Source organism: Bradyrhizobium dasycarpum, assembly GCF_042019905.1.
In the GTDB taxonomy this organism is placed as follows: domain Bacteria; phylum Pseudomonadota; class Alphaproteobacteria; order Rhizobiales; family Xanthobacteraceae; genus Bradyrhizobium; species Bradyrhizobium japonicum_B.
The window spans coordinates 5810580-5824973 of sequence record NZ_CP169574.1 but is presented as its reverse complement, the minus strand read 5'-3'; the positions used below and the strand labels follow the sequence as shown (position 1 = coordinate 5824973).

Here is a 14394-nt window from a genome sequence, read left to right as displayed (position 1 = left end):
ATAGTCCGAGCCCAAGAAGCCCCCACGAGCGATCGCGGGGCTTTTTGTTGACGTCACGGGTCAATCTTGTTCAATGCGGCGCCGATCCAACTCGGGGTGGGAGAATGATGACTTCCGTTCGATGTCAGGTTGTGGCACTGGCCGCAGTCGTGTTGTGCACTGCAATGGGCAGCCCGGCACTGGCGCAGAACAAATACGACACCGGCGCCTCCGATACCGAGATCAAGATCGGCAACATCATGCCCTATAGCGGCCCGGCTTCGGCCTATGCCGCGATCGGCAAGGTCGAGGAAGCCTATTTCAACAAGATCAACGCCGAGGGCGGCGTCAACGGCCGCAAGATCAAGTTCATCTCCTACGACGACGCCTATTCGCCGCCGAAGACAGTGGAGCAGGCGCGCAAGCTGGTCGAGGGCGACGGGGTGCTCCTGATCTTCGGCTCGCTCGGCACCTCCACCAACAGCGCCATCCGCAAATACATGAACGAGAAGAAGGTGCCGCAATTGTTCGTCGCGAGCGGAGCCTCGAAGTGGAACGACCCGAAGCAATATCCCTGGACCATGGGCTGGCAGCCCAGCTACGCCAGCGAGGCGCGCATCTACGCCAAGTACATCATGAAGGAGAAGCCGGACGGAAAGATCGGCGTGCTCTACCAGAACGACGATTTCGGCAAGGACTATCTGAAGGGGTTGAAGGACGGCCTCGGCGCCAAGGCCTCGATGATCGTGCTGCAGGAATCCTACGACACCTCCGAGCCCGCGATCGACGAGCACATCGTGAAGCTGAAGGCCTCAGGCGCCGACGTCTTCATCAGCATCACCACCCCGAAATTCGCCGCGCAGGCGATCAAGAAGGCGGCGGAGATCAACTGGCATCCGGTCCACATCATCTCCAACGTCTCGGCCTCCGTCGGCGGTGTGATCGAACCGGCCGGCCTTGAGATATCCCAGGGCATCCTGTCGGCGACCTACACCAAGGACAGCTCCGATCCGCAGTGGAATGCCGACGACGGCATGAAGAGGTTCCATGACTTCCTCGCGAAGTACGATCCCAAGGCCAACAAGCTCGAGACCGGCGTCGTGTTCGGCTATGCCGCCGCGCAGACGATGGTGAAGGTGCTGCAGATGTGCGGCGACGATCTGACCCGCGAGAACGTCATGAAGCAGGCGGCTTCCCTGAAGGATTTCGAACCCGACACGCTGCTGCCCGGCATCAAGATCAACACTGCGCCGGACAATTTCGCCCCGATCGAGCAGCTGCAAATGATGCGCTTCAAGGGCCGGAAATGGGAGCTGTTCGGCGACGTCATCTCCAGCGAGATGGGGCATTGAAGCCGCGCAAGGACGCAATTGAAAATAGCCTTGGCTTCACAAGACAACCTCTGCGCAGCTGAGTGACGGCCCGCTTCATCTCGCGCGCCGGAATATTCCGCATCCCCTCGAAAAAGAAGCACCTCGCCGCGATGGCACCGGCCGGCGTTCTCCTTGCTGGGCGCCCGAGAAGGGTATTCAATGCGTATCGGAGCGGCGCGCAATGATCGCTCTCGACAAGAACAATCGACACATTCAAACCGAGCTAGGGAGAGCAAGATGCCTGCAATGCATGTGCGATTGGGGGCCTTCTCGGCCGCCCTCGTACTGACTGCCACCCTGTCCACGACAGCGTTCGCGCAGAAGAAATACGACACCGGCGCATCGGACACCGAAATCAAGATCGGCAACATCATGCCCTACAGCGGACCGGCCTCCGCCTACGGGGTGATCGGCAAGACCGAGGAGGCATATTTCCGCAAGATCAACGCGGAAGGCGGCATCAACGGCCGCAAGATCAACTTCGTCTCCTATGACGACGCCTATTCGCCGCCGAAGACGGTCGAGCAGGCGCGCAAGCTGGTCGAGAGCGACGAGGTGCTGGTGATCTTCAATCCGCTCGGCACGCCGCCGAACTCGGCGATTCAGAAATACATGAATCAGAAGAAGGTGCCTCAGCTGTTCGTCGCCACCGGCGCCACCAAGTGGAACGACCCGCAGAACTTTCCCTGGACGATGGGCTGGCAGCCGAACTACCAGAGCGAGACGACCATCTACGCGAAGTATATCCTGAAGAACAAACCCGACGCCAAGATCGCGGTGCTCTATCAGAACGACGATTACGGCAAGGACTATCTGAAGGGCTTCAAGGACGGGCTCGGAGCCAAGGCGGCCTCGATGATCGTCATCGAGGACAGCTATGAGGTCTCCGAACCGACCATCGATTCGCACATCGTGAGATTGAAGGCCACGGGCGCCGACGTCTTCATCAACATCACCACGCCGAAATTCGCGGCGCAGGCGATCAAGAAGAACGCCGAGCTCGGCTGGAAGCCGCTGCATTTCCTCAACAACGTCTCGGCCTCCATCGGCAGCGTGATCAAGCCCGCCGGCTTCGAGAACGCGCAGGACATCATCTCCTCGCAATATTTCAAGGACCCGACCGACGCCCAATGGAAGACCGACGCGGCAATGACCGCCTGGAACCAATTCCTGGACAAGTACTATCCGGAAGCGAACCGCGCCGACGCCTCGGTGATGTACGCCTACATCGTGAGCCAGGGTCTCGTTCACGTGCTCAAGGCCTGCGGCGACAATCTGACCCGCGAGAACGTCATGAAGCAGGCCGCCAGCATCAAGGACTACGAGCCGGCCGGCCTGCTGCCCGGCATCAAGGTCAACACCTCGGCCACGGACTTCGCGCCGCTCTCGCAGCTGCAGCTGATCCGCTTCAAGGGCGAGCATTGGGAGCGATTTGGCGAGATCCTGAGCGGGGACGTCGGCGGCTGATCTTAACCAGCCGCTAAAGATGTCGTCTCAATCGACTAAAGACGCAGCTCCTGCGGCTTTGCCGCAGGGGCTTTTCCTTGAAGCTTTCGAGCAAATCGTATTGAATTGCGGCCGCGTCACCAAGAACCGTCAAGCCAAGAACAAGGACGCGCACATCAAGAAAAATAGGGAGATTGGAATGCCTGCAGTTACCGGCAAGATTGCCGCTGCGTCACTGGCGCTTGCGCTCTTTGCGGCTACGACATCCACCGCGTCGGCCCAGAAGAAATACGATACCGGCGCGACCGACACCGAGATCAAGATCGGCAACATCATGCCCTACAGCGGACCGGCATCCGCCTACGGCGTCATCGGGCGGACCGAAGCCGCCTATTTCAAGAAGGTCAACGACGAGGGCGGCATCAACGGCCGCAAGATCAATTTCGTCTCCTACGACGACGCCTACTCGCCGCCCAAGACGGTGGAGCAGGCGCGCAAGCTGGTCGAGAGCGACGAAGTGCTGCTCATCTTCAACTCGCTCGGCACGCCGCCGAACTCGGCGATCCAGAAATACATGAACTCGAAGAAGGTGCCGCAGCTGTTCGTCGCGACCGGCGCCACCAAGTGGAACGATGCGCAGAATTTCCCCTGGACGATGGGCTGGCAACCCAACTACCAGAGCGAGACGCAGATCTACGCGAAATACATCATGAAGGCGATGCCGAACGCCAAGATCGGTGTGCTCTTCCAGAACGACGATTACGGCAAGGACTACCTGAAGGGCTTGAAGGACGGCCTCGGCGCCAAGGCCGCCAGCATGATCGTGCTCGAGGAAAGCTACGAGACGTCGGAGCCGACCATCGACAATCACATCGTCAAGCTGAAGGCGTCCGGCGCCGACGTCTTCGTCAATATCACCACGCCAAAGTTCGCGGCGCAGGCGATCAAGAAGATCTCCGAGATCGGCTGGAAGCCGACCCACTTCCTCAACAACGTCTCGGCCTCGGTCGGCAGCGTGATCAAGCCCGCCGGCTTCGAGAATTCGCAAGACATCATCTCAGCCGCCTATCTGAAGGACGTGTCCGACCCGCAGTGGAAGGACGACGCCGGCATGAAGGCCTTCCTGGAGTTCATGGCGAAGTACTTCCCTGAAGGCGACAAGCTCGACGGCGGCACCGTCGTCGGCTACGGCGTGGCCCAGACCCTGGTGGAAGTGTTGAAGAAGTGCGGCGACGACCTCACGCGCGCGAACGTCATGAAGCAGGCGGCGAGCCTGAAGGACTTCCGCACCGAGGTGCTGCTGCCCGGCATCAAGATCAACACCGGCCCGAACGACTTCGCACCGATCAGCTCGCTTCAGCTCATGAAGTTCAAGGGCGAAAAGTGGGACCTGTTCGGCGACGTGATCAGCGCCGACGCCGGCGGCTAGCCCCGCGCCACCTGCAAATGCCACGCCCCCTGCGCCGACCGCGCAGGGGGCTTTTGCTTGCGCGTCGATCATGATGACGCGATTGCACAATCGAATAATGGCAGCGGCCGCTTACGCTTTTGCGCCCGATGCGATAGGCATGTGAGCGGCGCGTGACCCGCCAGCTTGTTCCGTCTGCTCAAGGCCTTTCGTGATGACCGATCGACGCCCCCTGCTCCGTGCACTCTATGATGCCGCCGTCGCCGCGGCCCATCCCAATGTGGTGCTGGCGCCGCACTTGCCGCCCGCGCCCAAAGGACGCGTGATCTGTCTCGCCGCCGGCAAGGGCGCAGGCGCCATGGCCGCAGCGGCCGAGCGGCATTATCTCGACACGCTCCGGCTCGCACCGGACCGCCTCGTCGGCATCGCCACCACGCGCCACGGCTACGGCGTGCCGACGCGCCGGATCCGCGTGGTCGAAGCCGGTCATCCCGTGCCGGACGAGGCCGGCCTGAAGGGCGCCGCCGACACGCTGGCGCTCGCAGGCGAGGCCGGGCCGGATGATCTGCTCCTCGTGCTGCTCACCGGCGGCGGCTCGGCCAACTGGATCGCACCGAGCGAGGGCATCAGCTTCGCGCAGAAGCAGGCGGTCAACAAGGCGCTGCTGCGCTCGGGCGCGCCGATCGGCGAGATGAACGTCGTGCGCAAACATCTCTCGCGGATCAAGGGCGGCCGTCTGGCGCGCGCCGGCAAGAATGCCGCCGAGATCGTGACGCTCGCGATCTCGGACGTGCCGCATGACGATCCTTCCGCAATCGCCTCCGGCCCGACCGTGCCCGATCCGACCACGCTGGCGGACGCACGCGCCATCGTCGCGAAATACAGGCTCGACATCGAAGACGCCGTCCGCCGCGCGCTCGACAATCCCGCCAACGAAAGCTGCAAGCCTGACGATGCCGCCTTCGCGCGCGCGCGTTTCGAACTGATCGCGCGGCCCAAGCAGTCGCTCGACGCCGCGGTAGAACTCGCGCGCGAATCCGGCTACGAGACCATCGACCTCGGCGCCGATCTCGAAGGCGAGGCGCGCGAGGTCGCCGCCGCGCATGCCAGACTGGCGCTGGAGGCGCGCGCGCAAGGCAAGCGCCTTGCGATCCTCTCCGGCGGCGAGCTCACGGTGACCGTGCGCGGCCAGGGGCGCGGCGGACCGAACCAGGAATATGCGCTGGCGCTGGCCAACCTGCTCAAGGACACGCCGGACGTTTCGGCGCTGGCCGGCGATACCGACGGCGCCGACGGCGGCGCCGGCCACCCCACGGACCCCGCCGGGGCGCTGATCGACGCGGCGACGTTCGCCAGGATGAAGGCGCAGGGGCTGCAACCGCAGGAATATCTGGACAACAACGACGCCACCGCGTTCTTCGAGGCCACCGGCGACCTGCTGCTGCCCGGCCCGACGCTGACGAACGTCAATGACATCAGGGTCATCCTGGTGGGTTAGGGCTCGCCCGTTCGACGCGATCGCGGCTTGGCCCAACCGCTTCGAGCCTGCCCGGCCACGATACCAGTGCCGCTCCGTGCCGAGCCGATCGAGGACATGAACGGCGGAGCGTGAGCGGCCTAGCGTTTGCCGCCGGCGTGCTCCAGCAGCGCGAGCAGGCCCTTCAACAAGTCCGTCGGTGACGGCGGGCAGCCCCTGATGTGCAGATCCACCGGGACCGTCTCGGATACGCCGCCGACGCAGGCGTAGCTGCTTCTGAAGATGCCGCCATCGACCGCGCAGGCGCCGACCGCGACGACCCATTTCGGGTCCGGCGTCGCGTTGTAGGTCCGCTCCAGGGCTTCCCGCATGTTCTTCGTCACGGGACCCGTGACCAGCAGCACGTCGGCATGACGCGGCGAGGCGACGAAGCGCAGGCCGAAACGTTCGACGTCGTAGAAGGCGTTGGAAAGCGCGTGGATCTCCAGCTCGCAGCCGTTGCAGGATCCGGCATCGACCTCGCGAATGGCCAGAGAACGCCCCAGCCGGGCCTGAGCAGCGCGGTCGACTTTCGCTGCAAGCTCGGCCAGCGCCGAACCATCCGGCGCTGGAGCGGGCTCCGTCAGCGAACGATGGGTGAGGCTTTCGAACAGGGTGTTGCGCATGGCTTAGAGGTCCACGCCCGAATAGGAACAGTTGAAGGACTTGTTGCAGAGCGGGAAGTCGGCGATGATGTTGCCTTCGATCGCGGTTTCCAGCAGTGGCCATTGGAACCACGAGGCGTCGCGCAGATGGCAGCGGTCGACGCGCAACTCGCCATCGAGTCGCAGCCACACCAGCACGTCGCCGCGGAAGGCCTCGGTCAGCGCCATGCCTTCACAGGCACCCCCGCCGCTCCGGGCCGGCAGCGCGGTCTCGAGGCCCGCCCGGCCCAAGCCGGTCGAGAATCTGCTCGATCAACGTGACACTCTGCTCGACCTCGCGAATTCGGATCCAGACCCGCGCATTCACGTCACCGGCCTCCAGGACCGGCACCTCGAACGACAGCGCGTCGTAAGGCCCGTAGGCCAGCGCCCGCCGCGCATCAAAATCGCGGCCCGAGGCACGGCCGACATAGCCGCCGGCGCCAAACTGGCGCACATATTCCGCCTTCACGATGCCTGTGGTGACGGTGCGGTCCTGCAGAGACGCCGTATTGTCGTAGAGCTCGATCAAGCGCGGAAAGACCTTGCGCAGCTCGGCGACCAGCGCGCGTAGCGCGGACACGCCGTCCGGCGCAATGTCACGCCTCACGCCACCGGGCATGATGACGTCCATCATCAGGCGATGGCCGAACGCGGCGTCCGCAGCGCGCAGGCAGCGCTCGCGCAAGACGCCGGTCTGGGCATGCATCAGCGCGAACGAAGCATCGTTGCAGATGGCCCCGATGTCGCCCAGATGATTGGCGAGCCGCTCCAGCTCTGCCATCAGCGCTCGCAAGAGGTTTGCTCGCCTGGGCGCCTCGATCTGCAGGGCCGCCTCCACGGCACAGGCGAAAGCAAAGGCGTAGGCGACGGTGCTGTCGCCGGAGGCGCGGCCGGCGAGCTTTGCCGCGGCCTCGAGGCTCGCCCCCTGCATCAGCGACTCGATGCCCTTGTGGGTGTAGCCAAGCCGTTGCTCCAGCCGCACCACATGCTCGCCGTTGGCAGTGAAGCGGAAATGGCCGGGCTCGATGATCCCGGCATGGACCGGGCCGACCGCCACCTGATGCAGCGCCTCGCCCTCGGCCGGCAGGAACTGGTACGGCCGCACGTCGCGCGATGCGCTGCGGCCGGAGAGCGGATAGGATTGGCCCCAGGCATCGTGATCGAGCCATGGCCGCAGATCGTCGGCAGCGGTCGGAACAAGCCCGAACAGGTCATGGATGGTCCGTTCCAGCCGAAGCGCCGGCGGATGACGGTTGGCGACGCTTGGAAATGTGCCGGCCCTACACTCGTAGCTGACGACCGCGATCGCGGCCGAGCCTGCATCGAGCATCGCCATATGCACCGCGGCCGGCTCGCCCCAGAAGCCGAGCAATGTGAGCTCCCCTTCGGCGAGCCGATCGATCGCCACCCGCCAGCCCTCCTCCGTCACGATCGCGCGCGGCCAGGGCCGGTGCGACGGCACCGCTTTGACATGGGGAATGCTGTCGAGGATGCCCATCGCCTATCCCAGCAGCTTCGCGACGTTCTGGAAGCCGGTAACCACCACCGGCGGCAGATAGATGCCGGCCATCAGCACCAATCCGAGGTGCGTGAACATCGGCACGTAGGAGGCTTCAGCGGGTGCGGTCTTGCCCTTGGGCTCGCCGAACATCACCACGCCGACCCGCAGGAAAAGCCCGCCGAGCGCGATGATGATGCCGAGCACCAGGATCACCGTCAGCCATGGCGCGCGGGCGAACGTCGAGCTCACCACCAGAAACTCGCTCATGAAGATGCCGAACGGCGGCAGCCCGACGATGGCGACGACGCCGAGCATCAGGCCCCAGCCGAGCACGGGGTTGGTCGTCGTGAGGCCGCCGATATCGGCGATCTTCTGTGTGCCCTTGACCTGTGCGATATGGCCGACGGCGAAGAAGATTGCCGACTTGGTCAGCGAATGCATGGCCATGTGCAAGAGAGCCGCGAAATTGGCGAGCGGGCCGCCCATGCCGAAGGCGAAGACGATGATGCCCATATGCTCGATCGAGGAATAGGCGAACATCCGCTTGATGTCGCGGCGCCGGTACAACATCAGCGCGGCGAAGATCACCGAGGTCAGGCCCATGGTCACCATCAGCGGACCCGGCGCGATCGCCTCGGAGTTGACCGCGAGCATCATCTTGAATCGCAGCAGCGCATAGAGCGCGACATTGAGCAGCAGACCGGACAGCACCGCCGAGATCGGCGTCGGACCCTCGGCATGCGCATCCGGCAGCCAGGCGTGCAACGGCGCCAGCCCGACCTTGGTGCCGTAGCCCAGCAGGAGGAAGACGAAGGCGACGTTGAGCAACGCCGGGTCGAACTGTGCGGCGTGCTTCACCAACACCGTCCACACCATGCCGTCGAGCCCCTCGCCCACCGCCGGGCGCGCCGCCATATAGACCAGGATGGTGCCGAACAGCGCCAGCGCGATGCCGACGCTGCCGAGGATGAAGTATTTCCATGCGGCTTCCAGCGCCTCATGGGTGCGGTAGATACCGACCATCAGCACGGTCGTCAGCGTCGCCACCTCGACCGCGACCCACATCAGGCCGATATTGTTGGCGACGAGCGCGAGGTTCATCGCGAACATCAGCATCTGATACATCGCGTGATAGAAACGCAGGAAGGCCGGCGTCAGCCGCCCGATCTCGATCTCGTGGTGGATGTAGCTCGCGCTGAAGATAGAGGTCGTGAAGCCGATGAAGGTCGTCAGAACTATGAAGACCTTGTTGAGATCGTCGAGCAGCAGATATTGCCCCGACGCCGGCTCGATCACGAACAGGGACAGCGACGTGAGGAAGGTCGCGAGCGCCGCGACGATGTTGAGCTTCGCCACCAGCATGTAGCCGGGCAGGATCGCGAGCAGAGCGGCCGAGAGGGACGGGATCAGCAGGATCGCACCGAGCGCATCGATCGTCATCGCCGCTCTCCCCGGAAGCGATCGAGTGCCTGTACGTCCACGCTGTCGAAGCGCTCGCGGATGCGGAACAGGAATATCCCGATCACGATGAAGGCGATCAGCACCGAGAAGGCGACGCTGATCTCGACCACCAGCGGCATGCCCTTGGCTCCGGTTGCCGCCAGCACCAGCCCGTTCTCCAGCGACATGAAGCCGACGACCTGGCTCACGGCGTTGCGTCGCGTAACCATGATCAGGAGCCCCAGCAGCACCACCGACAGCGCGAAGGCGAGGTCCTCCCGCGCGAGGGCGTCGGCGCCCGGCGTCACCCGCAACATCACCACCATCGACAGCGCGACGAGGCCGATGCCGGCCATCATCGTCAGCCCGATGCCGATCACGTTCTCGATCTCGCGGTGGATACCGAGCCGCTTGATGATCCGATGCAGCGCTACGGGAATGATGATGGCCTTGAACACCAGCGCGATCAGCGCCGTGATATAGAGATGCGGCGCTTGCTGCACATAGGCCTGCCAGCCCACCGACAGCGCCAGCACGCCGGCATGCAGCGCATAGACGTTGAGCAGCGCATAGAGCCGATCCTGGTAGAGCATCATGAAGCTCGCCAGCACGAGGGAGCCGGCGAGCAGATGGGCGATGTCGAATTGCAGGCTGCTCATCTCAGAGGCTCCCCGACACGAAGCGCAACAGCGTGGCAAGCAATGCCAGCATCAGCGCCGCGCCCAGGAATTCCGGAATCCGGAACACGCGCATCTTGGCAATCGCGGTCTCGAACACGGCAAGCAGGAAGCCGAGGACCGTCAGCTTGCCGAGATAGACCAGCGCGCCAAGAGCGAGCCTTGCAACGCTCGCATCCGCGGTCGCCGTGCCCCATGGCAGGAACACGCAGGCGATCAGGGAGACATAGAGCAGGAGCTTGAGCTGCGAGGACAAGTCGATCAGCGCGAGATGCCGTCCCGAATATTCCAGCACCATGGCCTCGTGCACCATGGTGAGCTCGAGATGGGTGGCGGGGTTGTCGACGGGGATACGAGCGTTCTCCGCCAGCGCCACGATGGTCAGCGCCACGAACGCCATTCCCAACGACACACGCAGGCCGACCGCGTCCGAGCCCATGAACTCGGCCACCGTGGAAAGCTGCGTCGAGCCGGCGATCATTGCGACCGAGAACGCGGTGATCAGCATCGCGGGCTCGGCGAGGAGGCGATCATCACCTCACGGCTGGAGCCGATGCCGCCGAAGGCGGTTCCGACGTCCATCCCGGCGAGCGCCTGGAAGAAACGGGCGCTGCCGAGCAGCGCCGTGATGGCGATGAGATCGGCGGTCCAGGAGAACAACAGACCATTGCCGAAGGTCGGCACCAGCGAGGCGGCGACCCAGGTGCCCGCGAAGATCAGATACGGAATGACGCGGAACAGCCAGGAGGCGTTGTCGGCGAGCACGACGTCCTTGCGCATCAGGCGGATGAGGTCGCGATAGGGTTGGAGCAGCGGCGGCCCGCGCCGGCGTAGCAGCCGTGCCTTCACCTTCCGCACGAAGCCCGTCAGCAGCGGCGCGAGTCCCAGCACCAGCGACATCTGCGCACCCTGGGAGAGGATGTCGCGCAGCCCGCTCATAGGGCCACCACCAGCAGCAGCACGACCAGCGCCACGAACACCAGCGTCAGGTAGCGGCGGATGCTGAAAAACTGCAGGATATTGATGCGGTCCGTCGCAAAGCCGATGGCCTTCGCGATCGGCGCGTACAGCCCATCCCAGATCAGATCGTGCAGTTCGACCTTGAGCCGCGCGGGAAGCGGCGAGGACGGCGGCGGCATCTCGCCGATCTCGCGGGCGCCAAAGATGACGCTGCCGAACACGCGGCGGATCGGTTGCGAGAAGCTGGAGGCCGAGTACTGGATTGCCGGGTCCGCGTCGGGATAGCCGCAATCCCAGGCCGGCGCGCGGCGTACGCGGTCGGAGGCGAGACGGTGAATGGCTGACGCCGCCGCCGTGCCGCACAGTGCCGCGAACAGGAACACCAGAAGGCCGTTATAGGAGCTGCGGCTTTCCGCGATCGGCACGATGGTGAGCCATTGCAATCCGACCTGATGCGGCATGATGTTGCCGACCATATCCTTGCTCACCGGCGCCAGTACGTCGATGAACAGCCCGGGCAGGATCCCGGCAATGAGGCAGAGGGCGGCAAGCGCCAGCATCGCGGTCAGCGAGAAGCGGTCAGTCTCGTGCGCCGACGCCGCGACATCCGAACGCGGCCGACCGAGGAAGCTGATGCCATAGAGCTTGACGAAGCAGGCCGCGGCAAAGGCGGCCGCGAGCGCCAGCAGACCGCCGACCGCCGGGATGACCAGCTTGAGGCCCCAGGAGGGAAGTTGCGGCGAAAGCAGGATCGCCTGGAAGGTCAGCCATTCCGAAACGAAGCCGTTGAACGGCGGCAATGCCGAGATCGCGACGCAGCCGACCAGCATCGCGAACGCCGTCTTCGGCATGCGATGGATCAGCCCGCCGAGCTTCTCCATGTCGCGCTCGCCGGTCGCGCCCAGCACCGCGCCGGCGCCGAAGAACAACAGGCTCTTGAACAGCGCATGATTGAAGACGTGCAGCATCGCCGCGGTGAAGGCGAGCGCCGCCACCCAGTCGAGCCCTTCCGCCTTGAAAGCCAGCGCCAGCCCGAGGCCGGTGAAGATGATGCCGATGTTCTCGATCGTGGAATAGGCGAGCACGCGCTTGATGTCGCGCTGCATCAGCGCATAGAGCACGCCCAGCGTCGCCGTCGGAGCGCCGACCAGCAGCACCACCATGCTCCACCACCACACCGGTTCGGGCACGAGATCAAAGACGATGCGCACGAAGCCGTAGACGGCGACCTTGGTCATGACGCCGCTCATCAGGGCGGAGACGTGGCTGGGCGCGGCGGGATGGGCGAGCGGCAGCCAGGCGTGCAGCGGCACCAGGCCGGCCTTGGAGCCAGCCCCCAGCAGCACGAGGATGATTGCGGTGCCAGTCAGCGCCGCGGAAGGATGCGAGGCTCGGATCGCATCGAAATCGTAACCGGCGTCGCTCGCGAGCAAGCCGAAGGCGAGCAGCAGCGCCAGCGTGCCGAAACTTGCCATCAGAATATAGACAAAGCCAGCGCGGACATTCTCCGGATCCCGGTGATGCGACACGACCATCGCCCAGGAGGTCAGCGACATGAATTCCCAAGCGACCAGGAAGCTGAAGGCATCGTTTGCCAGCACGACGACGTTCATCGCTGCGAGGTAGGCGGGATAGAACGGCAGCACGCGGCCGGGGAGTCCTCGTGCCGGCCGTAACCGAGCGCGAACAGGCTCGCAGCAGCGCCGCCGAGATTGACGACGACGAGGAAGAAGGCGGACAGCGCATCGAGCCGGAAATGCGCACCGAGCCAGGGCAGTCCGATCGGCAATATCGCGCTCGGCGCGGGCTGAGGGGAATTGAGCAGACCGGACAGCGCCGTGACGCAGAGCGTCGATGTTGCGATCAGGCAGCCGCCGTAAAGGATGATCGAGCCGCGCGGGTGCGTCGACAGCAGGATTCCGGCAGGCGCCAGCGCCAGCAGAGCCGCCACCGACCATAGCGCGACGGCGATCATGGCGGGGCCTCGATCATGGCTTGTCGTCCGCGCCCGGAGGTGGAGACCTCAACCGCACCCCGCGGCCCCCGGCGGTTGACACCGCTCCCTCCGCGATCAGCTCGATGCCGGCAACCGACAGCGCCTCAACCAGCTTCACCAGGGAATCGACATTGCCGCGGATCACCCCTTCGGAGGCCTCCATGCGCTGGATCGTCGGCAGCGACAGCGAACAGCGCTGCGCGAGTTCGCGCTGATCGATCCTGAGCAAGGCACGGGCGGCTCGAAGCTGCGCGGCGGTGATCACGGGCGAATGTCCGTGGCAGGTACAGTGATTGAGTTACCAAGCTTAGAGCGCGCAAAATGACGTTTCAAGCATCATCTTCTAGATGCAACGCATCATTCCCTTCGATGTCCTCGGAGCTTCCACCTGCCGGGCGTGTGGCGCGCTGTTCGATGCTGCGACCTTGCCGAAGGTGAAGGCGCAAGGGCTGCAGCCGCAGGCCTATCTCCACAACAACGACGCGACGACGTTCTTCGAGGCCACGCGCGATCTGCTGCAGCCCGGCCCGACGCTGGCAAACGTGAATGGTATCAGGGTGATTTTGGTGGGTGGATTGAGGCGCGCTTACCCTCCCCTGGACGGGAGGGCTATCGCATATGAGATGTGGGCTATGGGGACCGAGCCTCTCCACGTCGTCATGGCCGGGCTTGTCCCGGTCATCCACGTCTTTCTACGCAGCACTAAGAACGTGGATGCCCGGGGACAAGCCCGGGCATGACGACCTCTCGAATATCCATACGCGATAGCCCTGCCCTCCAGGGGAGGGTCAGAGTCAGAACTCGTTGGCGATCTTCGAGAGCATCGCGATCAGGGCTTCGCGGTTGCTTTGCCCGAGCAGATCGTTCAGCCGGGCCTCGTGCTTGGTGGCGACCAGCTTCTTGGCGCGGGCCAGCACGGCCTTGCCCTTGTCGGTCAGCACCAGGATATGCGAGCGGCGGTCGTTGGTGGAGCGGATCCGCGCGCAGAGGTCGCGGCTCTCGAGGTTGTCGAGCATCGCCACGAAGTTGGGCCTGAGGATGCCGAGGGTGGAGGCGATCTCGGTCTGGTTACGGCCGGGATTCTTCTCGACCAGCAACAGCACGGAGAACTGCGCCGGCGTGAGCTGGAGCGAGGCCATGCAGCGCAGGAAATTCTCGAATACCTTGAGCTGCGCCCGCTTCAGGACATAGCCGAGCTGTTCGGAGAGCTCGCCCAGCTGGAGCGCTTCGGTTTGGAGCTCGCCCGCCTCCTTGCGGCCCTTGCCCGCGTCGGCCGGTTTTTCGGAGGACTTTTCAGCGGTTCTGGAAACGGTCATCGCCTCGTGCTCGTAATCCCGTTAAATTCGGGACGGGTCGTTCCCCACCCTTGATGTTATATTTGATAATTGTTATGGACCATATCAAATATCGCATGCGTGTTTCAACGGCTGTGAGCGGACCGTCCACCGCAA

At 64.2% G+C, this 14394-nt stretch carries 9 protein-coding genes and 4 pseudogenes; 5 read left to right on the top strand and 8 right to left on the bottom strand.

The window, feature by feature from the left end:
• Nucleotides 1-107 precede the first annotated feature (107 nt).
• The 4 genes from ACETMP_RS27785 to ACETMP_RS27770 all read left to right on the top strand — a co-directional run bounded on the left by ACETMP_RS27785 (nt 108) and on the right by ACETMP_RS27770 (nt 5704).
• Nucleotides 108-1331 (top strand): ABC transporter substrate-binding protein, encoded by a 1224-nt coding sequence (locus ACETMP_RS27785; RefSeq protein WP_375162006.1) that lies wholly within the window; start codon nt 108-110, stop codon nt 1329-1331.
• A 258-nt stretch (nt 1332-1589) separates the two neighbouring features.
• Nucleotides 1590-2819 carry an ABC transporter substrate-binding protein gene (locus ACETMP_RS27780; RefSeq protein WP_375158643.1) on the top strand — a complete coding sequence of 410 codons (1230 nt, stop codon included), beginning with the start codon at nt 1590-1592 and terminating at the stop codon, nt 2817-2819.
• Nucleotides 2820-2997: 178 nt separating this feature from the next.
• Nucleotides 2998-4227: an ABC transporter substrate-binding protein gene (locus tag ACETMP_RS27775; RefSeq protein WP_375158642.1), complete on the top strand. Its 1230-nt coding sequence runs from the start codon at nt 2998-3000 to the stop codon at nt 4225-4227.
• A gap of 193 nt (nt 4228-4420) precedes the next feature.
• On the top strand, nt 4421-5704 hold the full coding sequence (locus tag ACETMP_RS27770; protein WP_375158641.1) for a glycerate kinase: 1284 nt from the start codon (nt 4421-4423) through the stop codon (nt 5702-5704).
• Nucleotides 5705-5823: 119 nt separating this feature from the next.
• Here ACETMP_RS27770 and ACETMP_RS27765 read toward each other — a convergent pair whose 3' ends face one another.
• The 7 genes and pseudogenes from ACETMP_RS27765 to ACETMP_RS27735 all read right to left on the bottom strand — a co-directional run bounded on the left by ACETMP_RS27765 (nt 5824) and on the right by ACETMP_RS27735 (nt 13208).
• Complete coding sequence (locus ACETMP_RS27765; RefSeq protein ID WP_375158640.1) at nt 5824-6348, bottom strand: NADH-quinone oxidoreductase subunit B family protein; 525 nt, start codon at nt 6346-6348, stop codon at nt 5824-5826.
• Nucleotides 6349-6351: 3 nt separating this feature from the next.
• A pseudogene (locus ACETMP_RS27760) lies at nt 6352-7867 on the bottom strand (NADH-quinone oxidoreductase subunit C).
• 3 nt (nt 7868-7870) lie between these two features.
• Complete coding sequence (locus ACETMP_RS27755) at nt 7871-9310, bottom strand: hydrogenase 4 subunit F (protein ID WP_375158639.1); 1440 nt, start codon at nt 9308-9310, stop codon at nt 7871-7873.
• Nucleotides 9307-9969 carry a hydrogenase-4 component E gene (locus ACETMP_RS27750; RefSeq protein WP_028138582.1) on the bottom strand — a complete coding sequence of 221 codons (663 nt, stop codon included), beginning with the start codon at nt 9967-9969 and terminating at the stop codon, nt 9307-9309. Before ACETMP_RS27750 ends, ACETMP_RS27755 begins: the two co-directional genes overlap by 4 nt.
• A 1-nt stretch (nt 9970) precedes the next feature.
• Nucleotides 9971-10926, bottom strand: a pseudogene (locus ACETMP_RS27745) (respiratory chain complex I subunit 1 family protein).
• Nucleotides 10923-12922: pseudogene (gene hyfB / locus ACETMP_RS27740) on the bottom strand (hydrogenase 4 subunit B). The pseudogenes ACETMP_RS27745 and hyfB overlap by 4 nt, the downstream one beginning before the upstream one ends.
• A 13-nt stretch (nt 12923-12935) precedes the next feature.
• Nucleotides 12936-13208 (bottom strand): helix-turn-helix transcriptional regulator, encoded by a 273-nt coding sequence (locus ACETMP_RS27735; protein WP_028138585.1) that lies wholly within the window; start codon nt 13206-13208, stop codon nt 12936-12938.
• A gap of 136 nt (nt 13209-13344) precedes the next feature.
• On the opposite strand from ACETMP_RS27735, the pseudogene ACETMP_RS27730 reads away from it, so the two are divergent.
• A pseudogene (locus tag ACETMP_RS27730) lies at nt 13345-13512 on the top strand (MOFRL family protein); the annotation flags it as partial.
• A 225-nt stretch (nt 13513-13737) separates the two neighbouring features.
• Here ACETMP_RS27730 and ACETMP_RS27725 read toward each other — a convergent pair.
• Nucleotides 13738-14259 (bottom strand): MarR family winged helix-turn-helix transcriptional regulator, encoded by a 522-nt coding sequence (locus ACETMP_RS27725; RefSeq protein WP_375158638.1) that lies wholly within the window; start codon nt 14257-14259, stop codon nt 13738-13740.
• Between the last annotated feature and the right edge of the window lie 135 nt (nt 14260-14394).